We start from the raw sequence: 20,023 nt of genomic DNA, 5'->3' as shown, positions 1-20,023 counted from the left end.
ATTTATATCACCTGTAAATTATGGCCGCTTAGGTAAAGGATAATTATCACACCGCCTACCAATATACGGTACCAGCCAAAAAGCTGAAAGCCACGGCGCTCTAAAAAGGTGATGAATGTTTTGATAGCCAGTAGTGCTACCACAAATGCTATAACGTTACCAATTGCCAGCAGTTTCATTTCTTCGCCGGTAAAAGTGTGGCCTTCTTTATAAAAATCATATAATTTTTTACCTGTAGCGGCAAACATGGTTGGCACGGCTAAAAAGAAAGAAAACTCGGCAGCGGCCTTGCGGCTAAGCTTTTGGCTCATACCACCTACGATGGTTGCAGCGGAGCGTGAAGTACCCGGGATCATGGACAAACACTGAAAGAAACCGATCTTTAAAGCTGTTAAATAGCTTACCTCTTTTTCTTCCTCAACATTGGGTTTATTAAACCATTTATCTACAAAAAGCAAAATAACACCGCCGATAAACAGGGTAATACCAACCGTTAAAGCGCTTTCCATTAACGCGTCGATCTTTTTGCTAAATAGCAGACCAAAAACCGCAGCAGGTAAAAACGCCACAAATAGTTTATAGTAAAAATTTATCGACTGAAAGAAGCGCTTAAAGTATAATACCACTACAGAAAGGATAGCACCTAACTGTATTGCTACCGTAAAAAGCTTTACAAAATCATCAGCCTGGATGCCCATTACTGATGATGCGATGATCATGTGGCCTGTAGAAGATATAGGCAAGAACTCGGTGATGCCCTCAATAATAGCAAGGACAATTACGTGAATGATATTCATTACTTAGCGGCCGGCTTTTTTAAGATAGCATAAAAGCCTAAACCAAAACCTGCCAGCACTACAATTGGTGCAATTACAATTTTGGTAGTACTGTAAATATCGGTAGTACCGCTCATCAGTACAAAACCAAAAGCAACCACAGATATGCTGATGATAAGCCACATGTAATTGTCTTTACCGAATATGAACTGAGAAGGCGCGGTTTCGGCAACCGGGGCCTGTGTTTTGTTTGCAGCTGTTTTTGATTGTTGCAGTGCCATATTTTATTTAGTGATTTATCGAATTAGTGAATTAGTGATTGCTTAGGACTTTAATGACTTAATGACCAATGACACAATGACTACCTGTACAGATCGTATATTTTTAAGCGCAAAAACTTGTTAACCGCCAGGAACGTGCTAAAGGCCGATATAAAGATGCCCAATATCACAATACCTACAAATACCATCCCAAATTCGGCAGGGCTTTGCAGGATCACCAGGTCCGGTATCTGTTTGTTAGCAACGAATAGCGTGCCTATTAATATAACAATAGAGATAAGCGCGCCCAACAAGCCATGCCAGATACCGTAAAGCAAAAACGGCTTGCGGATGAACCCTTTAGTTGCGCCTACCAATTGCATAGATTTGATAAGGAAACGTTGCGAGTAAATGGCCAGCCTGATGGTATTGTTAATTAACGCTACTGACAGGACTATAAAAATGCCGGCGAAAGCCAGTATAATTAAGCTGATAGAGGTAAGGTTAGCATTCATTTGGTCTACCAGTGATTGCTGATACTTAACCTCTTTAACCAGTTTGTTTTTCAGTAGTTCGGCTTTAAATTTTTCGATGCCCGCATTATTGGCATAATCTGCCTTCAGGTAAATATCTAATGATTGAGATAACGGGTTGTACCCTAAAAACTTTACAAAGTCTTCGCCAAGGTCTTTCTGCAAATTGCGCGCGGCAAGTTCTTTACTTACATACTGGGTTTGCTTAACCATGGGGTTGCCATCCAGCTGTTTCTGCAGTTGCAGTACATCTGTCTCGTGCGCCGAATCATCCATAAAAATGTTCAGCACAATATTTTCTTTTACATAGCGCGACAAATTATTGGCATGCACCAATATTAAGCCCAGCAACCCTATCATCAATAAAACCATGGCAATCCCAAAAACGGTAGATATATATATCGTTTTGGTTTTTTTTGCCGATGCACTTGCTTCAAATTCTTCCATGCGTTTTGTAGATAATTTGCGAAATTAACAAACCTGCTCTAAAGGTAAAAGTTTACAGCAGATAATTAACAATTATTAACGTGAGTAACCTATGTGTCATTGCGAGGAGCGTAGCCACGTGGCAATCTCGTAGCCTTACATTGCCGCTCTGCATACTACGAGATTGCCACGCTATCGCTCGCAATGACATGGTTGTAAATAAACAAAACCCTCCCCTAACTGTTATCTCATCATGACAAAGCCAGCAAACGACCACAATAAACCATCACCATCAGACACCCCTACCAACAGGCCTAATGATAAAGGGCACGAAAGTGTAGTGAAAAAAGAAGATAAGCAGTATCATGCTGACGAACCCGAACAGGAAAATGTAGCGAAATACTATGAAAACCGAGAGCAACCGGTAACACCTGTTAAAAACCCGCCGAAGGAAGATCAGCCGGATGCGTCTGACGATGATGCAAGACGCCTGGAATCTAAATAGTTATTCAATAGGTTTGGCTATACCCGCCGAGTTAAATTGCAGATCGTACAATTTGCGGTAGTAACCGTTATCTATTCTTAGCAATTCCTGGTGGGTGCCTATTTCTTTTATCTCGCCATGGTCCAGCACAATTATTTTATCGGCGTTTTGAATGGTTGATAAACGGTGAGCAATAACAATAGCGGTACGGCCCTGCATCAGTTTGTTAATGGCGTTCTGTATCAGCAATTCTGTTTCGGTATCTACCGATGATGTAGCTTCATCAAGCACCAGTATGGCCGGGTTGTATACCAGCGCGCGGATAAACGAGATCAACTGGGCTTGCCCTGCCGACAGCGTCGCCCCGCGTTCCATTACATTATAATCATAGCCGCCCGGCAGGCGTTCAATAAAATCGTGCGCGCCCACATCTTTTGCCGCCGCGATGATCTGCTCGCGGGTTATGTCTGGATTGTTCAGGCTGATGTTATTGCCAATGGTATCGGTAAACAAGAACACATCCTGTATCACGGTGGCAATTTGAGAGCGCAGGTAATCTACCTCGTATTCGCGGATGTCGTGCCCGTCAACTTTAACTTCCCCCCTGCCAATATCATAAAAACGGTTTAAAATATTAATGGTTGATGATTTACCTGCACCTGTAGCCCCCACCAAAGCCAGCGTTTCGCCGGGCTTGATATGAAAGTTAATATCTTTCAAAACCCAGTTCTCCTCGTTATAAGCAAACCAAACGTTTTTAAACTCAATGTCACCTTGTAAGGCTGCAGGTGCAAGTTTGCCATCGTCGGTAGCCACCTCGTCGGTGTCCAAAACTTTAAATATCCGGTCGGCGCCTACCATACCCATTTGCAGGGTGTTAAACTTATCGGCCAACTGGCGTATCGGGCGGAAAAGCATGTTCAGCAATACGATGAAACCTGTAATTACACCAGGTGTAATGCCATTTGGCGATGCCGATAAGGCGTGCATCTGCTGGTCGTTCAGTATCCTTTTACAACCATACCAAACCAACAGGGCGATACATATAGCAAATAAGATCTCTACTACAGGGAAGAAAATGGAATAATACCAGTTAGAGCGAATGTTAGCATCGCGGTACTTCAAATTCACAGCTTTAAATTTGCGCATCTCCTGCTCTTCGCGGGCAAAGTACTGAATGATGCTGATGCCGCTGATATGCTCGGCCAAAAAAGTATTCAATTGCGCCACCTGCGTGCGCACTTCCTGAAAGGATGATTTTATGGCTTCCTTAAATACGTAGGTGGACGCGAAAAGCAGCGGCATAGGAATAAGGGTAATTAACGCCAGTTTCCAGTCCTGCCACAGCATATAACCAATAACGGCTACAACCAATAACAGGTCTCCCATAATGGAGATCAACCCTTCCGAAAAAATATCCGCGATAGTTTCCAGGTCAGACACCGTACGGGTAATAAGCATACCGATAGGCGTACGGTCGAAATATTTTAAACGCAGGCTGGTGATGTGGTTAAAAACATCCTTACGCAAGTCGCGAATTACCGACTGGCCAAGCGAGTTAGTTAAATAGGTTTGATAATACTGCGCAATGGTTTGTACAAACAGTTGCGCTATCATTAGCCCAACCATAAAAACAAGGCCGTTGTAGTCGTTCGCTAAAATGTTTACGTCAAGCGTCCTTTGAATCAGGATAGGTTGTACAATGGCGATAGCAGCCAAAAAAATGGTTAGAAAAGCCGCCACCACAAAAGTGCGATTATAGGGCTTTACGTAGTGCATAACCCTGCCCAATAATTTCCAGTCGAGCGCTTTGCCGGTAACTTCTGCCATTCTGTTTATTTATGTGAAACTTCGAATGTTCAATTTCGAAATTACGTTTTTGTATAGTAGCTTTTTTAAATCCGAATTCGCAATCCTACAAATACGGATACTTCACCTCCGTTAAATATAACCCACATGCCGGTACACTTGTACCTGCCTTGCTGCGGTTTTTACTTTCTATTACCTTACGGATCTCTTCGGGCTGCATATCCCCGCGACCTACCTGCAATAGTGTACCTACAATAGCACGTACCATGTTACGCAAAAACCTATCGGCAGAGATATGAAAAACTATGCCATTCTTTGCTTCTACCCATTCCGCCCTGACAATTTTACAATTATTGGTTTTAACCTGCGTATTGCTTTTGCTAAAACAGCTAAAATCTGTGTATTCCATGACTATTGCCGCCGCCCGGTTCATCAGCTCAATATCGGGCTTGTCGCGTATCAGCCACGAGTAACCGTTTAAAAACGGGTCTTTATCAAAGTGGATATGATATTCGTAAGAGCGCTGCGTGGCATCAAACCGGGCATGTGCATCGGCTTGTACAGGAATAATATTTAAAATGGCAATTGCCGGCGGAAGCAGGGCGTTTAAACTACGTTTGTCCACGGCCACTGGTCTATGGTCTATAGTCGTAACATCAATATGCGCAAAATATTCCTTAGCATGTACGCCGGTATCCGTACGCCCGCAGCCAACGGTTTCTATAGGCTGGCGCAGCAAAGTAGTAAGTGCTTTGTCTAACACCTCCTGAACGGTGATGGCATTTGGCTGTACCTGCCAGCCGTGGTAGTTTGTACCATCGTAAGCCAGTTCAAGAAAGTATCGTTGGATGTTTGCCACAGGGCAAAGTTAACATCATTTAGCATTTTAGTTTTACCAATTACCATTCTATATTTGCTTGTAACTTATAATCAATAAAATGCTACAACGTATCCAATCTATATACCTGCTGTTTGCTTCGCTCGTGCTTTTCGCGCTGTTTGTGTTCCCGCTTGCACACAATATTTTTGTGGATGGCAAACTGGTTAATGTAACCGTTACCGGCGTTTACGAAATTGTGAACGGCGTCGACCATCAGATCCAATCGTTCCTGCCGTTAACTATTGTTACGGTTATTGCGGCTTTGATCCCACTGGTGCTGATATTCCTTTTCAAGAACCGCAAGCAGCAAATAACTATTAGCTATGTGGCCATATTAGTATTAATAGGCTACAGCTTTTGGATGGCCCAAACCGTTAAAAGGGTAGTTGGCCCTATAACCCTCGAATACAAAAATATGGGCATCGGCCTGTTCCTTACTTCGCTAAGCATCATCCTCATCATATTTGCTATAAAGGCTATTCAGCGTGATGAGAAGCTGGTAAGATCGACAGACAGATTGAGGTAACAAAAAACGCCCGGTCGTTAACCGGGGCATTTTTTTATTTAAAATATTCTATTGAGTTTTTCAGGATTTTGTCGTGTATCGAAAACGTCAAGAATTACAATCTCATTGTTATCATCCCTAAAATAAATAACATTTTGCTTTGTTAAAACGCACCTTTGTATTCGTTTCGAAACATTGATAAATGGATATATTTCTGGCGTTTTTATTAAAAAATCGCAAACTTGATGAAATCTATCATAAAACTATTGGCTTCCTTTACACTCCATTCGCTTAGCAAATATTTAACTACTGCTTCGTAACTTTCTTCAGCAAAATCAGTAATAACTAATTTTCTAACCATCTAATCCGAATTTTTCGCGGATTTTCTTAGTAACATCGCCAAGAGGTTTCACTAACCCCGCATCTGCCTGTTCTAAACTTTTATTCAATCTATCCTGCTGATATTTTGGAAGCATATCCCATTCCTCAATATCATTATGCCCATTAAAGTAATTTAGCATTAGCCCATACAGTTGCTTTACTTGCACATCATCAGCATGCTCAATTCTATCTATTAACTCACTTTTAAGTTCGGCCGTGCTCATATCATTATCTCCTCTAAACAAATATAACGGTTTATTTTTTAGTTAAACCTTCCTGTTTTCTCTATCGTACGGAAAGGCTTTGCAAAAAAGTCGCCTACTATCTGGTTAAACATATCTTTATAAAATATCGGTGTAGAGTGGCCCGAGTTTGGCAAGATCCACAGGTAGGCATTCTTAATACCCTCAAAAATTTCCAGTGTATGGCGGGTGGTAATTACGTCATGGTCGCCGCCTATAACCAGGGTTGGGCAAGTTATCTTTTTCAGGTCCGAGGTTTTAATGTTTGGCTCGTAAGATAGCAGGTGCATAAGCTTCAACTGGTTCTTCATCTCGGCAGGCACGTTCTTCATCCTTTTCAGTGAATCGGCACCTTTGATGTTTTCGGCTAATACCATCTTCTGAACAAAGGGGTCAACGGCCGTGGTATCCGGCCTCAGGTTGGCGCCGGTCACGGCAAGTTTTTCACCTTATCCGGGTGGTACATGGCAAGTAATAACCCTTCTATTCCGCCATCGCTCCACCCTATTACATTGGCGTTTTTAATTTTCAGGTGATCGAGTAAACCATTAAGGTCATCGGCAATCATCTCATAACTCAATGAGTCGGCGTTATCAACGGTTTTACCCTGCGCGCGGCTATCAGCCAGTATTACCCGGTACTTTTGCGCGAAGTAAGGGATCTGGTAAACAAAGTTATTGATGGAGCCACCGTTACCATGAATGATCAATAAGGGCTCGCCCTGGCCATAAACTTCGTAATATATTTTTATACCGCGGATGTTAGCGTACTTGCCCACTGCCGTGTTGCGGCCGTAGATGGTAGATGCCATATCTTTTTGGGATCTTGCTGGGCATAAACTGCTATCGAGGTTAATAACAACGCGACTGATAACAGCGCTTTACTCATATATTTCATGATGGTAAGGTTTTACGTGTGCCTAAAGATATGAATTACAGCCGATGTGCAATAACTTTAGTACAACCACTTAACATTTTCTAACTTCTTTTTAAAATCAACCAAAATACAACAAAGTGTACATGTAACACTATCAGCAAAATCAATTGCGTAAAAAAGTTGTTGACTTTTAATAACTTACAGCTAAATAAGGGCTTAAAATTAGGATAATTTTAAATTTAAAAATCAGTGTTTGATTTATAAAGTATTAATTGTACTTTTGCAGCCGATTTGGCGATGTAGCCAAATACGTTATTTTAATTCATGAACCCATTTATCAATCTGGGAATCCGTCATGATATTGTTAATGCCATCTCTGAGTTAGGATTTGAAAATCCTACACCAATCCAGGAACAGTCAATTCCGGTATTGTTAACAGGCAGCAACGATTTTGTCGGATTAGCCCAAACAGGGACCGGTAAAACAGCTGCTTTTGGACTGCCGCTATTAGAACTGCTCGATTTCGAAGAAAATCATCCGCAGGCGCTTGTTTTATGCCCAACACGTGAACTTTGTTTACAGATCACGAACGACATTAAGAACTACGCCAAGCACATGAACAACGTTAACGTTGTTGCCGTTTACGGTGGTGCAAGTATACAAGATCAGTTACGCCAAATTAAACGTGGTGTACAGATAGTTGTTGCTACCCCGGGCCGTATGCTTGACATTATTAACCGAAAGGCGATCAATTTTTCGCAGGTTAGGTACGTAGTATTGGATGAGGCTGATGAGATGCTCAACATGGGCTTCCAGGAAGACATTGACAGTATTTTATCTACCACTCCGGACGAGAAAAAAACCTGGCTATTTTCGGCCACCATGCCTTCTGAGGTTAGAAGGATCGCTAAAAAATACATGGATAACCCTTTTGAGTTAACCATGGGCGAAAAAAACACTGGTAATGTAAATATCGAGCACGAGTATTACGTTGTACGTGCCCGCGATAAATATGCTGCCTTTAAACGCATTGTTGACAATAACCCCGAGATTTTTGGTATTGTATTTTGCCGTACCAAAATAGAAACGCAGGAAATTGCCGAATCGCTTATTAAAGATGGTTATAATGCCGATGCTTTACACGGCGACCTTTCACAGCAACAGCGCGATAAGGTAATGAAACGTTACCGCGAACGCAGCCTGCAATTATTAATTGCTACTGATGTTGCAGCACGTGGTATTGATGTTAATGATGTTACACACGTTATTAACTACAGCTTGCCCGATGAGATTGAGAACTATACCCACCGTAGCGGCCGTACAGCCCGTGCAGGTAAAATGGGTGTATCTATCGCTATCATCAACAGTAAGGAGCTTGGTAAAATTCGCCAGATAGAACGCGTAATTGGTAAAAAGTTTGTAAAAGCCGAAATACCTACAGGTTTTGATGTTTGCGAAAAACAACTCTTTGCCCTGATACATAAAGTACACAAAGTAGAAGTTAACGAAGCGCAAATTGAGCAATACATCCCACGTATTATGGACGAGTTTGCTGAGTTAAGCAAAGAAGATGTAATAAAACGTTTTGCATCGTTAGAGTTTAACCGATTTTTAGATTATTATCAAAATGCACCAGACCTTAACGCGCCTGCAGATGATTTCCGCAGGGATGGCGAAAGGGGCGAGCGCGGTATGCGCGCTTCTGGCGGCAAATCAGAATATACACGTTTGTTTATCAACTTAGGCAGTGTTGATGAATTTAACCGCGGCGACCTGCTGGGTTATATTTGTAACAACTCTAAAATAAGCGGCCGCAACGTTGGTAAAATTGATGTTAAAGGCGTTTACTCGTTTTTTGAAGTAAACAACGGCGATGTTGACCAGGTAATTAATAACTTTAAAGGCGTTGAGTTTAAAGGCCGCGAAGTTAGGATAGAAATATCTGGCGAAGGCACCAGTAGCCCGAGAAGCGGCGGTGGCGACAGACGTGAAGGTGGTTACCAAAGACGCGAAGGCGGCGGCGGTTACAACCGCGATAGAAATAGTGGTGGCGGACGCCGCGACGGTGGTTTTAACAGGGACAGGAACAGCGGCGGTAGCGGCGGTTTCCGTGATTTCTCCGGCAAACCCCGCGAAGAGCGCCCCGAACGCCGCAGAAGATTCTAAGTTTAGTTAGTTAGTTTCATAAGAGCTTTCGGATTAGTTACCCGAAAGCATAGTTTTAGTTTAGTTTTGTTTACAAAGCCTCTCGTTTGTTCATCATCCGGGAGGTTTTTGTTTTTAACGGCTAAACTCAACCAATACAGAATCCGGGTATAGCAGGTGCATGTGTTGCCCGTCAAGCTTTTTTATTACAAATTTGGTATAGGGCTGGTTGCCTTCAAAAGATGTAAAAATGGTGTCGCCTTTTGTGAAATAGTCTTCGGCATTTTGCGCGTCGCCATCTATAATAAATTTTTTATCGGTTATTTTAAGTGTAGTGCTTGCATCTTTCGATTTCCATTCGCCCTGCACTTTTTTATTCGATTCCTTTTTTTCGCAGGCGGATATCAGCATAGTTGATGCGAAGAGCATAGCCAATATTAAAGCATGTTTTTTCATATTGCAGAAAAGATAATAAAAAAGCACCGACTGTAGCCGGTGCTTTTGATATTTTATTTTACAGGCTTATCAACCAGTTTGGCTTTAGGCACATAAATATGGCGGCCTTTTTTATTTACGTAATAGTAATATGAGTTTTTATCGATGTAAATGGTTTGACCTCCCGGCCCTACTTTTTCATCGTACTTTTTATCAGTAACTGCCGATGCGCCTTTTGAGGCAACCTCCGCGGTCTTGTTACCTACTGCGCTACCTGCCTTTTTTGTAGCGTGCCAACCTTTTTTAGCCGTGGTACCAATTTTTTGGCCCAGCGTAGTATCTTTATGTGTTTGCGCGAAAGCCGACGATGCTGCAAATAATGAAGCGGCAAACATGGCTGATTTAAATAGCTTTTTCATCTGAAATTATTTGGTTAAGTATCTGTCTTAACTAACTCAATTTCTCTGCCAGTTTCTGCATTTCAAGCACGGGGTGGCTTTTCTTGTATAAAATAGCGTAAACAGCCTCGCAAATGGGCATATCAACATTGTATTGCCTGTTTACCTGGTGTAGGCAATTTACTGCATAATATCCCTCGGCAATCATATTCATCTCCAACTGGGCCGATTTTACAGTGTATCCTTTACCTATCATATTACCAAACGTGCGGTTGCGGCTAAATTGCGAATAGGCGGTAACCAACAGGTCGCCCAGGTAGGCCGACTCTTTTATATCGCGGTCAATAGGGTGCACTTTATCTACAAAACGCTCCAGTTCACGTATAGCGTTTGATATCAATACCGACTGGAAGTTATCCCCATACCCTACGCCATGGCAAATGCCACTGGCAATAGCGTAAACGTTCTTAAGCACGGCGCCATACTCGGTACCGTATATATCGTCGGATACGATGGTTTTAATATAACGGGTGCTTAGCATATCGGCAAACTCGGCAGCGAGGGCTTCATTCTTTGAGGCGATGGTGAGGTACGACAGCTTCTCTAACGCTACTTCTTCGGCATGGCAGGGGCCGCTAATAACCAGTATATGATCAAACGGAATATTATAATGCTCGTTTAAAAATTCGCCAATTATCTTATTCTCATCAGGCACTATCCCTTTAATGGCCGACACTATTTTTTTACCTTCTAAGTCCGCCGGGGTAATGCCCGCCAGAGCCTCTTTTAAAAAAGCGGCCGGTACATTCAAAAGTATATAATCGGCAGTATGTACCAGTGCTTTAAGGTCGGTTGAGATATTTGCGGCAGGCACTTTTATCTCCACCGAACTTAAGTAGTGCAGGTTATGCCCAAATTTACGAATGTGCTCTACAGCTTCACCGTTACGCATCCACCAAAAAATTTCTTTCCCGGTAGTGTTATCGGTAAGCATTTTGATATTTGCCGTGGCCCAGCTTCCGCCGCCCACAACGGCAATTTTGTTTTTTTGCTTAAGCATTAAGTCAGTAATGAACCAAACGGGCAATTGGTTTTCCCGTGATGCAAATTAATGAAATATTATGCAGAAAGGCTAAGGTGTAAGCAAAGGTTAAAGGCAAACGGCCTTTCCGGGTTGGTTATATAAGTACATTTACGACGTCCTGTGTTCATGTTCACGTTTGCACAACCATGGTCGTTTTTCACAATTAACTCATAATGAATGTATTGAGCCTTAAAATGGTGACACAACTCTGACACCATTTTATATGAAAGAAATGTTATTGAAAAACATATACAGATATTGGCCTAAGCTTGTCGAAGGGTATATACGGTTTGCAGATAGTTCGGCAAGCCCACCTCTGGCAACATCCGTTAAACGAAAAAGGCGAAAGGTGTAACCTCTCGCCCTTAACTTTTTCAGTCTTTAAAATTATTTCTTAGCCTCTCCGGTAAATAGTTTCGATTTATCTACCTTTTCTACTATCATGCCATCGTTTAATGTTTTTGATATGGCCGCGAACGGTGCAGATACTACCTCTTCGCCTCCTTTAAGCCCGCTTAAGATCTGGATGTAGGTATCATCCTGTATACCGGTTGTAACCTGTACCTGTTTTACCTTGTTACCCTGCAACACAAACACATACTCTTTTGATGGTGCAGCGCCTGTCTTTTTAGTATCGTCTTTCTGGTTGTCGGCCGGTTTAACGTCTTTTTTCTCATCGCGGGTAGTTACCGATTGGATAGGTACCGATAATGCTTTCACGTGATTGGTTTGAATATCAACCGTAGCGGTTAAACCCGGGCGGAACGGCGAGTGGTTCGCTGCATTTTTCTTCAACAAATCAATATATGATTGCGCGGTGATACGTACTTTAACAGTGAAGTTGGTTACCTGGTCGGCATTTGTACCTACCACGTTGGCCGAGCTGCCTATCTCAATAACCTCACCAGCAAACTTCTTGCCCAGGAAAGCGTCAATCTCTATCTGAGCCTGGTTGCCAATAGCAATGCGGTTAATATCGTTCTCGTTCACGTCAACATTTACATCCATTTTGCTTAGGTCAGATATGGTCATGATCTCGGTACCGGCAAATTGCTGGGTTCCTAAAACGCGCTCGCCTTGTTCAATAGATAGTTTTGACACTACGCCATCAACAGGTGCGTAGATGGTTGTTTTAGCAAGGTTGTCCTGCGCTTCTTTAACAGATGCCTGTGATTGCTCCAGCCCAAATTTAGACCCTACCACGTTTTGCCTGGCTGCTTCAAGCGCTGCCTTAGCACCGTCATAATCGGCCTTAGCCTTTTCAAATTCAGCTACAGTAAGCACTTTTTTATCAAAAAGCTCCTTGCTGCGTTTGTATATCGATTGCTGGTTGGTAAATGTAGCTTCAGATTGCTTTAACATCTGCGCCGAATTGCCCACCGATGCTTTTTGTGTATTGTAAGATGCCACCGCGCGGTCGTAACCCGATTTTAAGATATCCGGGCGGATGCGGCAAAGCAGCTGGCCTTTTTTAACCACATCGCCTTCTTTAATAGGCAACTCAACCACCTCGCCGGATACTTCGGGGCTAATTTTAACCGCGATGTGCGGCTTTATTTTACCGCTGGCAGATACCGTTTCGTTAATATCGCGGCTATCGGCTTTTTCAACAGCAACCTGCGTTACCTGCGGCTTGCCAATTATGCCTGTGGCTTTGCCCACTATTAATAGCACCACCAGCCCCACAAGGCCAAAAAGAATATATTTAGTAGTTTTTCCCATGATAATTCAGGATTGTTTTTGTTTAAAGTGTTATAGGGTTTCCGAGATAATAGTCAATTACTTTGTTTCTGAACACAACTTCATATTGCGCGTTGATCAAATCGAATTGCGATTTATTAAGGTTGGTTAATGAAGTATTATAATCCAGCGAGTTTACCAAGCCCACATTATAGCGTTGTTGTATAACGTTAAAGGCATCCTTGTTGGCGTTATAGGTTTGCAGCGTACTTTGGTATTTTTTATTGGCGGCTTTAACATCCCATACAGCCTGGTAAATAATTTTACTCAGATTGTTTTTGGCAAGCTGCGATGCTACGATGGCATTCTCATTAGTGATCTTTGCCTTACGCACCGATGTACGGGCGCTAAAACGGTTAAAGATCGGGATCTGTAAGCTTAAACCTACCGATTGGTTAAAGTTATCGCTCAGTTGCCTGAAGAATGGGTAGTTTGAATAAATAGGATCTATACCGTTTGGTGCGAGTGTAACATTTTTTCGCGCATCAGAATAATTAGAGCCCGCCTGCCCAAATAGCACAATCGTTGGGAAATAGTTCCCTCTTGCAACTTTAATATCCTGCTCAGCGGCTTTTTGCCTTGCATCGGCCAGCATCACATCAGGGTTAACGGCTAAAGCTGTTTTTAAAACTGCTTCAGGATCAAGCAAAGCCTGCATATTTTTAAACTTACTGATATCAGGTTTCTCAAAGGTAATATTTGTTGCCGGCGGCATCTCCATATATTGCTTTAGAGTAAGTATAGATAGCTCGAGTTGGTTCTCTGCAGTGGTGTAATTAAGGTCGGCGGTTGACTGCGAAGCCTTAGCCTGCGAAAGATCGGCCTGGGTTTGGTTACCCACATCAAAATTTTTCTGTGCCCTGTCCAAAGTTATTTTAGCGATATCAATTTGTTGCTGGGCTGCTGTCACCAGATCCTGATTGGTAAGTATTTGCAGGTATTGGGTAACTACATTAAGTATAAGGTCATTTTTTACCTTGGCGGTATTACTACGGTCGGCACCAAGTAACAATTTATTTTCTATGATCTGGTTGCGTAACTGCCCTCCCTGAAAAAGTGTTAACTGCGATGATACGTTACCACTTAAGGCAAAAATACGCTGGTTAATGAACTGGTTGGTAGATGGGTCGATGTTACGGCCAAAATTGAATGACGCCTGCGGCCCCGCGGTTAAATTTGGCAGCTGGTTATATTTGGATTGCTTTAAATTCTCTTCAGATATCGCTTCGCTAAACTGCGCTTGTTTGATGGTTAAATTACGTTCGAGCGTTAGGTCTATGGCTTTTTGCAAAGTAATTACCTCTTGCGCTTTAACGGCGAAGTTTGCCGTTAAAATTAATATGAAGCAAGCAATAGTTACTTTTGTGATTGGTAAGTTTAGTTTCATGATAATTGTATACAATTGTAGTAAGGCAATTTACTTTGCAAGCTCTGATTTATTGTTAAAAAAATAAAATACTTAAACGCTTTACGAATGTATTTGGTAAAAACCCCCTGGTGGCTAAAAAAGCTGTATCCTCAATTAATATGGGATACTAAACCGGGTGCCCGTAGCATTTATTTGACTTTTGACGACGGCCCTATACCCATTGTTACACCATACGTATTAAATATTTTAAAAAAGTATGATGCAAAGGCCACATTCTTTTGCATTGGCGATAATGTACGCAAGCACCCCGATGTATTTGCCGATGTTAAAAAAGCCGGCCATGCTATTGGCAACCATACCTATAACCACTTAAGGGGCTGGGCAACGGATAACCAAACCTACCTCGAAAATTTTGAAAAAGCTAACCAGGTTTTAAATACCCCGCTGTTTCGCCCGCCCTATGGGCGTATAAAACGACAACAAATAAAACTACTGAAGCAGGCCCGCCCCGACCTGCAGATAATTATGTGGGATGTGCTTTGCGGCGATTTTGATATGGCCCTTAAAAAAGAAGACGCGCTCAAGAACGTACTAAACAATGTAAAAGACGGCTCGATTGTGCTGTTTCATGATAGTGTAAAGGCTTTCCATAAACTGGAATATGTGCTGCCTTTGGCTATGGAGCATTGGAGTAAGGAAGGGTATAGGTTTGCAGCTTTAAGCTGTTGAAATGGATTTTAATAGGTGGGCAAACCGAAGATGTTGACTCATCCCCTGCCCCTTCTCTGCTGCGCAAAGAGGGGTGGTTATTTCATATATACTTATTGAACGCTTTTTCTCACCCTCTTTGCGCGCAGCGAAGAGAGGGTCACGCACGAAGTGCCGCGGGGTGAGTAAACTATAAGGAATGCTTTTCAGGCCTCCCCTTTGGAGAAGACAACAATTCCCGTCCATCCCTGTTACCTAACTATCAGTACATTAAAACAGCAGGATCATGAGAGCATGGATAGCGTTAGCAGCATTAGCAGGCACCTTATTATTTAGCGCCTGTAAAAAAAGTTCGACCGATAACAACAACGGAAATACTCCCGAAACACCTGGCAGCACGGCAGAACTTACCGATAAAGTTTTGACCGATAAGCTCACTTTCCCATGGGAGGTTTTGTGGGGGCCCGACAATAAGTTGTGGGTAACAGAACGTGGCGGCAAGATCAGCAGCATCGACCCTTCCACAGGTGGCATCACACTGATTAAAAACCTAACCGACGTAGTTTCGCAAGGCGAAGGTGGCCTGCTGGGCATGGTGCTGCACCCCGACTTTGCCAACACGCCCGAAGTATTTGTCGCTTATAACTACAGCAAAGGCGGCACATACACCAAAAAGGTAGTAAAGTTTACCTACAGCGGCGGCACATTGATAAATCCGGTGGTTTTGCTGGACAATATCCCTGCGGCAAGTACCCATAATGGTACAAGGTTGGCTATCTCGCCCGATAAAAAACTGTTTATCACCAGCGGCGACGCGGCCACGTCATCAAGGGCTCAGGATATGAATAACCCCGCCGGTAAAATCCAGCGTATTAACCTTGATGGCAGCATCCCGGCCGATAACCCGTTCCCGGGCAGCCCGGTGTGGACCTTTGGTCACCGCAACCCGCAGGGCCTGGTATTTGTTGGCGACAGGCTTTACAGTTCGGAACATGGTAACGCTACCGATGATGAGATAAACATCATACAAAAAGGCCGCAACTTTGGCTGGCCCAATGTAGAAGGTTATTGTAACACTGCCGATGAAAAAGGCTTTTGCCAGGTAAATCAGGTTGCCGAACCCATACAGGCATGGACACCAACCATTGCTCCCTCGGGCCTGGATTATTATAATAACAATGCCATACCGCAATGGAAAGGCTCGTTGCTGTTAGCCGTGTTAAAGAACAGCGAATTATTACAGCTAAAGTTAAATGCAGAAGGTACAGGCGTAACCACCATCAGTTCATTTTACAAGGGCAAATATGGGCGCATGCGCGATATTGCTATCTCTCCCGATGGCAAGGTTTACATAATTACCAGTAACGGTGGCAATGATAAATTAATTGAGGTGGGCGGGAAGTGAGCGGCAACTTGAATTGGCTGCTGGGAGTTTAAAATGTACTTCAATTAATAACTATTATTAATGAAGGCTTATTTAGAACATATCCAAATAACAATTGTACAAAGGCCTGACTGTGAATAAACTTTATATTTTGTAAATTCGCCGCAAGTCGGCCAATAGGCTGATCTTATTCTATTACCTACTAAAAATCAAACATTATGGCTTTTGATTTAGACATGATCAAAAAGGTTTATGATCGCTACAGCACCCGCGTGGATGCTGCCCGCAAAGCGACCGGTAAACATTTAACACTAACCGAAAAAATATTATACGCTCACCTGTCTGAAGGTGATGCTCAAAAAGCATTTGAACGCGGTACCGACTACGTTGATTTTGCACCAGACCGCGTTGCTATGCAGGATGCTACCGCGCAAATGGCGCTATTGCAGTTTATGCAGGCAGGCCGCCCGCAGGTTGCAGTACCATCAACCGTACATTGCGATCACCTGATACAAGCAAAAGTTGGCGCAGTTGCCGATTTAAATACCGCGGTTGATATTAACCGCGAGGTTTACGATTTCCTTTCATCTGTATCTGATAAATACGGCATCGGTTTCTGGAAAGCCGGTGCAGGTATCATCCATCAGGTTGTTTTAGAGAACTACGCATTCCCGGGTGGTATGATGATAGGTACCGACTCGCACACACCTAACGCGGGTGGTTTGGGTATGGTGGCTATTGGTGTTGGCGGTGCCGATGCATGTGATGTAATGGCAGGTTTACCATGGGAGCTAAAATTCCCTAAGCTGCTTGGTGTTAAGCTAACAGGTAAACTTTCCGGCTGGACATCAGCAAAAGACGTCATTTTACGTGTTGCGGGTATCCTTACCGTTAAAGGTGGTACCGGCTTTATTGTTGAGTATTTTGGCGAGGGCGCACGCTCTATGTCGGCTACCGGTAAAGCAACCATCTGTAACATGGGTGCCGAGATCGGTGCGACTACCTCTATCTTCGGTTACGACGAAAAAGCTGCAGAGTATCTGCGCGGTACCAAACGTGAAGAAATTGCCGCCATGGCTGATGCAGTTGCAGAACACCTAACCGGCGATGAAGAGGTTTACAATAACCCTTCAGCATACTTTGACCAGGTTATAGAAATAAACCTGAGCGAGTTGGAGCCGCATGTTAACGGCCCTTTCACCCCGGATCTGGCATGGCCTATCTCTAAATTCGCGCAGGCGGTTCGCGAGAACAACTGGCCCGAAAAATTAGAGGTTGGTTTAATAGGTTCCTGTACCAACTCATCTTATGAGGATATTACCCGCTCGGCTTCTATTGCCCAGCAGGCTATTGATAAAAATCTGGTTACTAAAGCCGAATTTACCATCACCCCAGGCTCTGAGCAGGTACGCTACACCGTAGAGCGCGATGGTTATTTAGACACCTTCGCTCAAATGGGCGGTGTTGTATTGGCAAACGCCTGTGGCCCTTGTATTGGCCAGTGGGCACGTCATACAGATGATCCTACACGCAAAAACTCTATCATCACATCGTTTAACCGTAACTTCGCTAAACGCCAGGATGGTAACCCTAATACACACGCGTTCGTAGCATCACCCGAGATCGTTACCGCGTTTGCTATTGCGGGCGACCTTACCTTTAACCCGCTTACCGATACCCTGCCAAATAAAAATGGCGAACAGGTAAAACTGGATGAGCCTCAAGGTATTGAGATGCCGGTACGTGGTTATGCGGTAGAGGATGCCGGTTACCAGGCACCTGCCGAAGATGGCAGCCAGGTTGAGGTTTTGGTTAGTCCAACTTCATCGCGCCTGCAATTATTGGAGCCGTTTACCCCTTGGGAAGGTACCGATATTACAGGTTTACGCCTGCTGATAAAAGCACGCGGTAAATGTACTACCGACCACATTTCGATGGCAGGCCCATGGTTGAAATTCCGCGGTCACCTGGATAACATATCTAACAATATGCTTATTGGCGCTATCAACTATTTCAACAATACTGCCGATAGCGTTAAAAACGAACTGACCGGGGAGTACGGCCCGGTTCCCGCTACACAGCGCGATTACAAGGCCGCAGGCATTGGTACCGTTGTTGTGGGCGACGAGAATTATGGTGAAGGTTCATCACGTGAGCACGCTGCCATGGAACCACGCCACTTAGGCGTACGTGCCATACTGGTAAAATCTTTCGCCCGTATCCACGAGACCAACCTTAAAAAACAAGGTATGTTAGGCATCACTTTTGCCGACCCTAACGACTACGAGAAAATACAAGAGGACGATGTTATCGACATTACCGGCTTAACCACCTTTGCCCCGGGCAAACAGTTAACCGTAGTGTTACACCATGCAGATGGTACAACAGAAAGTTTCCCGGTAAACCACACTTACAATGCACAACAAATTGAGTGGTTTAAAGCCGGCGGCGCGTTGAACATTATCCGCAGGCAAATGGCTAACTAAGCTAAAAGCCGAAAGCAAAAAGTAAAAAGCCTTTCCGTTTGGAAAGGCTTTTTACTTTTTATTCGCTATGACGTCTTTGCGGGTGATAGCGTGGCAATCTTCGATATGCGTGTGGTCAATTTCGACGGAGGATTTTTCCATAGCAATGAATATTCGCAATATCTCTTGTATATGTTTTTTATAAACCACTTTGTTTTGTATATCTTTAAGTGATTTATATCTTAAATGACATCGATAGAAAACGAGCTTTGGCTACGGATAGAGCAATTTGAGTTGGATGAGCCGGGAGTGGCTTTCAAATTTTCGGACAGGCTTGCCCGAGAGAACGGCTGGACTAAAGCCTATGCAAAACGGGTTATTGAAGAATACAAGAAGTTCATTTTTCTGTGCTGTGTTTCAACACAGGGCGTAACCCCTTCAGATCCGGTGGACCAGGCCTGGCACCTGCATTTAACTTACACCCGGTCATACTGGATAGATCTTTGTAAAAACACTCTTGAGCGCGAGATCCATCATACCCCTACCAAAGGGGGCAAAAAGGAGGCCGAAAAGTTTGACGACTTTTACACCTCATCGCACCAATTATACGCCGATAAATTTGGAGTTAAGCCCCCTGCAGACATCTGGCAAGACAATCAAACCCGCTTTAGCGATATCAATTTTCAAAGAGTAAACGTATCAAAGTATTGGCTGATTAAAAAGCCGCGTATAACTGTTTACAGCGCCGCTATTATAAGCTTAGTTACGGCATGCGCTATTTTCATACAGGCTACCGATGGGATCTTTTCCGGGATTTTGATAATTGGTATTGTGATAGCCGCAATCGTAGGAGTTTATAAATTAGAATCGAACCCGGATTGGTGGAAGAATAAGGATGGGAGAGGCAATAGCGGGTGCAGCACTGCCGGCGGCGGATGTAGCGGCGGCGATTGGAGTTCGCATCATAGCGGGCACCACGGCGGTCATGATAGCGGTGGCGACAGTGGCTGTGGAAGCGGATGCTCCGGCTGTTCCGGTTCGGGATGTAGCGGCTGTGGTGGCGGCGATTAAAACTTTTCCAATATCAAAATTGTAATCATAAACATTAAAACCATCTAGTCAA

20 protein-coding genes are annotated in these 20,023 nt (G+C 43.5%); 7 read left to right on the top strand and 13 right to left on the bottom strand.

Going from position 1 to position 20,023, the window contains the following annotated elements:
• Positions 1-2: 2 nt before the first annotated feature.
• The 3 genes from ACFQZI_RS01950 to ACFQZI_RS01940 form a co-directional block, all read right to left on the bottom strand.
• Complete coding sequence (locus ACFQZI_RS01950) at positions 3-797, bottom strand: undecaprenyl-diphosphate phosphatase (protein WP_377137832.1); 795 nt, start codon at positions 795-797, stop codon at positions 3-5.
• The gene (locus ACFQZI_RS01945) at positions 797-1,057 is read right to left on the bottom strand and encodes a DUF3098 domain-containing protein (RefSeq protein WP_377137830.1); all 261 of its coding nucleotides are present in this window, start codon (positions 1,055-1,057) and stop codon (positions 797-799) included. Before ACFQZI_RS01945 ends, ACFQZI_RS01950 begins: the two co-directional genes overlap by 1 nt.
• An 80-nt stretch (positions 1,058-1,137) precedes the next feature.
• A complete protein-coding gene (locus ACFQZI_RS01940; RefSeq protein WP_377137828.1) occupies positions 1,138-2,016 on the bottom strand; it encodes a cell division protein FtsX in 879 nt (292 codons plus the stop codon).
• A 232-nt stretch (positions 2,017-2,248) separates the two neighbouring features.
• Here ACFQZI_RS01940 and ACFQZI_RS01935 point away from each other — a divergent pair, with 232 nt between their 5' ends.
• Positions 2,249-2,500: a hypothetical protein gene (locus ACFQZI_RS01935; protein ID WP_377137826.1), complete on the top strand. Its 252-nt coding sequence runs from the start codon at positions 2,249-2,251 to the stop codon at positions 2,498-2,500.
• Here the strand turns inward: ACFQZI_RS01935 and ACFQZI_RS01930 are convergent, their stop codons facing one another.
• Together ACFQZI_RS01930 and truA are read right to left on the bottom strand one after the other, a co-directional pair.
• Complete coding sequence (locus ACFQZI_RS01930; protein WP_377137824.1) at positions 2,501-4,309, bottom strand: ABC transporter ATP-binding protein; 1,809 nt, start codon at positions 4,307-4,309, stop codon at positions 2,501-2,503.
• A gap of 85 nt (positions 4,310-4,394) precedes the next feature.
• Entirely contained in the window at positions 4,395-5,147 is a 753-nt protein-coding gene (gene truA / locus ACFQZI_RS01925; protein WP_377137822.1) for a tRNA pseudouridine(38-40) synthase TruA, read from the bottom strand.
• A gap of 79 nt (positions 5,148-5,226) precedes the next feature.
• Between truA and ACFQZI_RS01920 the strand changes: the two genes are divergently transcribed.
• A complete protein-coding gene (locus tag ACFQZI_RS01920; protein ID WP_377137820.1) occupies positions 5,227-5,694 on the top strand; it encodes a DUF4293 domain-containing protein in 468 nt (155 codons plus the stop codon).
• A gap of 332 nt (positions 5,695-6,026) precedes the next feature.
• Here ACFQZI_RS01920 and ACFQZI_RS01915 read toward each other — a convergent pair whose 3' ends face one another.
• From ACFQZI_RS01915 to ACFQZI_RS01905, 3 genes are read right to left on the bottom strand one after another with little or no spacing between them, the layout of a single operon-like run.
• On the bottom strand, positions 6,027-6,278 hold the full coding sequence (locus ACFQZI_RS01915) for a hypothetical protein (RefSeq protein ID WP_377137818.1): 252 nt from the start codon (positions 6,276-6,278) through the stop codon (positions 6,027-6,029).
• A gap of 38 nt (positions 6,279-6,316) precedes the next feature.
• A complete protein-coding gene (locus ACFQZI_RS01910; RefSeq protein WP_377137816.1) occupies positions 6,317-6,730 on the bottom strand; it encodes an alpha/beta fold hydrolase in 414 nt (137 codons plus the stop codon).
• The gene (locus tag ACFQZI_RS01905; RefSeq protein WP_377137814.1) at positions 6,727-7,107 is read right to left on the bottom strand and encodes an alpha/beta fold hydrolase; all 381 of its coding nucleotides are present in this window, start codon (positions 7,105-7,107) and stop codon (positions 6,727-6,729) included. Before ACFQZI_RS01905 ends, ACFQZI_RS01910 begins: the two co-directional genes overlap by 4 nt.
• Positions 7,108-7,496: 389 nt before the next feature.
• Between ACFQZI_RS01905 and ACFQZI_RS01900 the strand changes: the two genes are divergently transcribed.
• Positions 7,497-9,338 carry a DEAD/DEAH box helicase gene (locus ACFQZI_RS01900; protein ID WP_377137812.1) on the top strand — a complete coding sequence of 614 codons (1,842 nt, stop codon included), beginning with the start codon at positions 7,497-7,499 and terminating at the stop codon, positions 9,336-9,338.
• A 114-nt stretch (positions 9,339-9,452) separates the two neighbouring features.
• On the opposite strand, the gene ACFQZI_RS01895 is transcribed toward ACFQZI_RS01900, so the two are convergent.
• The 5 genes from ACFQZI_RS01895 to ACFQZI_RS01875 all read right to left on the bottom strand — a co-directional run bounded on the left by ACFQZI_RS01895 (position 9,453) and on the right by ACFQZI_RS01875 (position 14,361).
• Positions 9,453-9,773 carry a hypothetical protein gene (locus ACFQZI_RS01895; protein ID WP_377137810.1) on the bottom strand — a complete coding sequence of 107 codons (321 nt, stop codon included), beginning with the start codon at positions 9,771-9,773 and terminating at the stop codon, positions 9,453-9,455.
• Positions 9,774-9,826: 53 nt separating this feature from the next.
• Complete coding sequence (locus ACFQZI_RS01890; protein WP_377137809.1) at positions 9,827-10,171, bottom strand: hypothetical protein; 345 nt, start codon at positions 10,169-10,171, stop codon at positions 9,827-9,829.
• 31 nt (positions 10,172-10,202) lie between these two features.
• Positions 10,203-11,210, bottom strand: coding sequence for an NAD(P)H-dependent glycerol-3-phosphate dehydrogenase (locus tag ACFQZI_RS01885; RefSeq protein WP_377137807.1), 1,008 nt, complete (start codon positions 11,208-11,210; stop codon positions 10,203-10,205).
• 411 nt (positions 11,211-11,621) lie between these two features.
• Entirely contained in the window at positions 11,622-12,956 is a 1,335-nt protein-coding gene (locus ACFQZI_RS01880; RefSeq protein ID WP_377137805.1) for an efflux RND transporter periplasmic adaptor subunit, read from the bottom strand.
• Positions 12,957-12,978: 22 nt separating this feature from the next.
• The gene (locus ACFQZI_RS01875; protein ID WP_377137803.1) at positions 12,979-14,361 is read right to left on the bottom strand and encodes a TolC family protein; all 1,383 of its coding nucleotides are present in this window, start codon (positions 14,359-14,361) and stop codon (positions 12,979-12,981) included.
• An 87-nt stretch (positions 14,362-14,448) separates the two neighbouring features.
• On the opposite strand from ACFQZI_RS01875, the gene ACFQZI_RS01870 reads away from it, so the two are divergent.
• The 4 genes from ACFQZI_RS01870 (at position 14,449) to ACFQZI_RS01855 (ending at position 19,971) form a co-directional block, all read left to right on the top strand.
• Positions 14,449-15,072 (top strand): polysaccharide deacetylase family protein, encoded by a 624-nt coding sequence (locus tag ACFQZI_RS01870; protein ID WP_377137801.1) that lies wholly within the window; start codon positions 14,449-14,451, stop codon positions 15,070-15,072.
• 265 nt (positions 15,073-15,337) lie between these two features.
• Complete coding sequence (locus ACFQZI_RS01865) at positions 15,338-16,456, top strand: PQQ-dependent sugar dehydrogenase (RefSeq protein WP_377137799.1); 1,119 nt, start codon at positions 15,338-15,340, stop codon at positions 16,454-16,456.
• Between the two features lie 197 nt (positions 16,457-16,653).
• Positions 16,654-18,921, top strand: a complete 2,268-nt coding sequence (locus ACFQZI_RS01860; protein WP_377137797.1) for an aconitate hydratase — start codon at positions 16,654-16,656, stop codon at positions 18,919-18,921.
• Positions 18,922-19,146: 225 nt separating this feature from the next.
• Positions 19,147-19,971, top strand: a complete 825-nt coding sequence (locus ACFQZI_RS01855; protein ID WP_377137795.1) for a glycine-rich domain-containing protein — start codon at positions 19,147-19,149, stop codon at positions 19,969-19,971.
• Positions 19,972-20,023: the final 52 nt, after the last annotated feature.

It is taken from the genome of Mucilaginibacter lutimaris (assembly GCF_042676625.1).
GTDB lineage: Bacteria > Bacteroidota > Bacteroidia > Sphingobacteriales > Sphingobacteriaceae > Mucilaginibacter > Mucilaginibacter lutimaris.
This window is presented reverse-complemented; position numbering and strand designations above follow the sequence as displayed.

Bases quoted from the DNA above. Each gene is read 5' to 3' on its own strand.
- ACFQZI_RS01950 (WP_377137832.1), bottom strand. From the start codon at position 797: ATGAATATCATTCACGTAATTGTCCTTGCTATTATTGAGGGCATCACC.
- ACFQZI_RS01945 (WP_377137830.1), bottom strand. From the start codon at position 1,057: ATGGCACTGCAACAATCAAAAACAGCTGCAAACAAAACACAGGCCCCG.
- ACFQZI_RS01940 (WP_377137828.1), bottom strand. From the start codon at position 2,016: ATGGAAGAATTTGAAGCAAGTGCATCGGCAAAAAAAACCAAAACGATA.
- ACFQZI_RS01935 (WP_377137826.1), top strand. From the start codon at position 2,249: ATGACAAAGCCAGCAAACGACCACAATAAACCATCACCATCAGACACC.
- ACFQZI_RS01930 (WP_377137824.1), bottom strand. From the start codon at position 4,309: ATGGCAGAAGTTACCGGCAAAGCGCTCGACTGGAAATTATTGGGCAGG.
- ACFQZI_RS01920 (WP_377137820.1), top strand. From the start codon at position 5,227: ATGCTACAACGTATCCAATCTATATACCTGCTGTTTGCTTCGCTCGTG.
- ACFQZI_RS01915 (WP_377137818.1), bottom strand. From the start codon at position 6,278: ATGAGCACGGCCGAACTTAAAAGTGAGTTAATAGATAGAATTGAGCAT.
- ACFQZI_RS01905 (WP_377137814.1), bottom strand. From the start codon at position 7,107: ATGGCATCTACCATCTACGGCCGCAACACGGCAGTGGGCAAGTACGCT.
- ACFQZI_RS01900 (WP_377137812.1), top strand. From the start codon at position 7,497: ATGAACCCATTTATCAATCTGGGAATCCGTCATGATATTGTTAATGCC.
- ACFQZI_RS01895 (WP_377137810.1), bottom strand. From the start codon at position 9,773: ATGAAAAAACATGCTTTAATATTGGCTATGCTCTTCGCATCAACTATG.
- ACFQZI_RS01890 (WP_377137809.1), bottom strand. From the start codon at position 10,171: ATGAAAAAGCTATTTAAATCAGCCATGTTTGCCGCTTCATTATTTGCA.
- ACFQZI_RS01885 (WP_377137807.1), bottom strand. From the start codon at position 11,210: ATGCTTAAGCAAAAAAACAAAATTGCCGTTGTGGGCGGCGGAAGCTGG.
- ACFQZI_RS01880 (WP_377137805.1), bottom strand. From the start codon at position 12,956: ATGGGAAAAACTACTAAATATATTCTTTTTGGCCTTGTGGGGCTGGTG.
- ACFQZI_RS01875 (WP_377137803.1), bottom strand. From the start codon at position 14,361: ATGAAACTAAACTTACCAATCACAAAAGTAACTATTGCTTGCTTCATA.
- ACFQZI_RS01870 (WP_377137801.1), top strand. From the start codon at position 14,449: ATGTATTTGGTAAAAACCCCCTGGTGGCTAAAAAAGCTGTATCCTCAA.
- ACFQZI_RS01865 (WP_377137799.1), top strand. From the start codon at position 15,338: ATGAGAGCATGGATAGCGTTAGCAGCATTAGCAGGCACCTTATTATTT.
- ACFQZI_RS01860 (WP_377137797.1), top strand. From the start codon at position 16,654: ATGGCTTTTGATTTAGACATGATCAAAAAGGTTTATGATCGCTACAGC.
- ACFQZI_RS01855 (WP_377137795.1), top strand. From the start codon at position 19,147: ATGACATCGATAGAAAACGAGCTTTGGCTACGGATAGAGCAATTTGAG.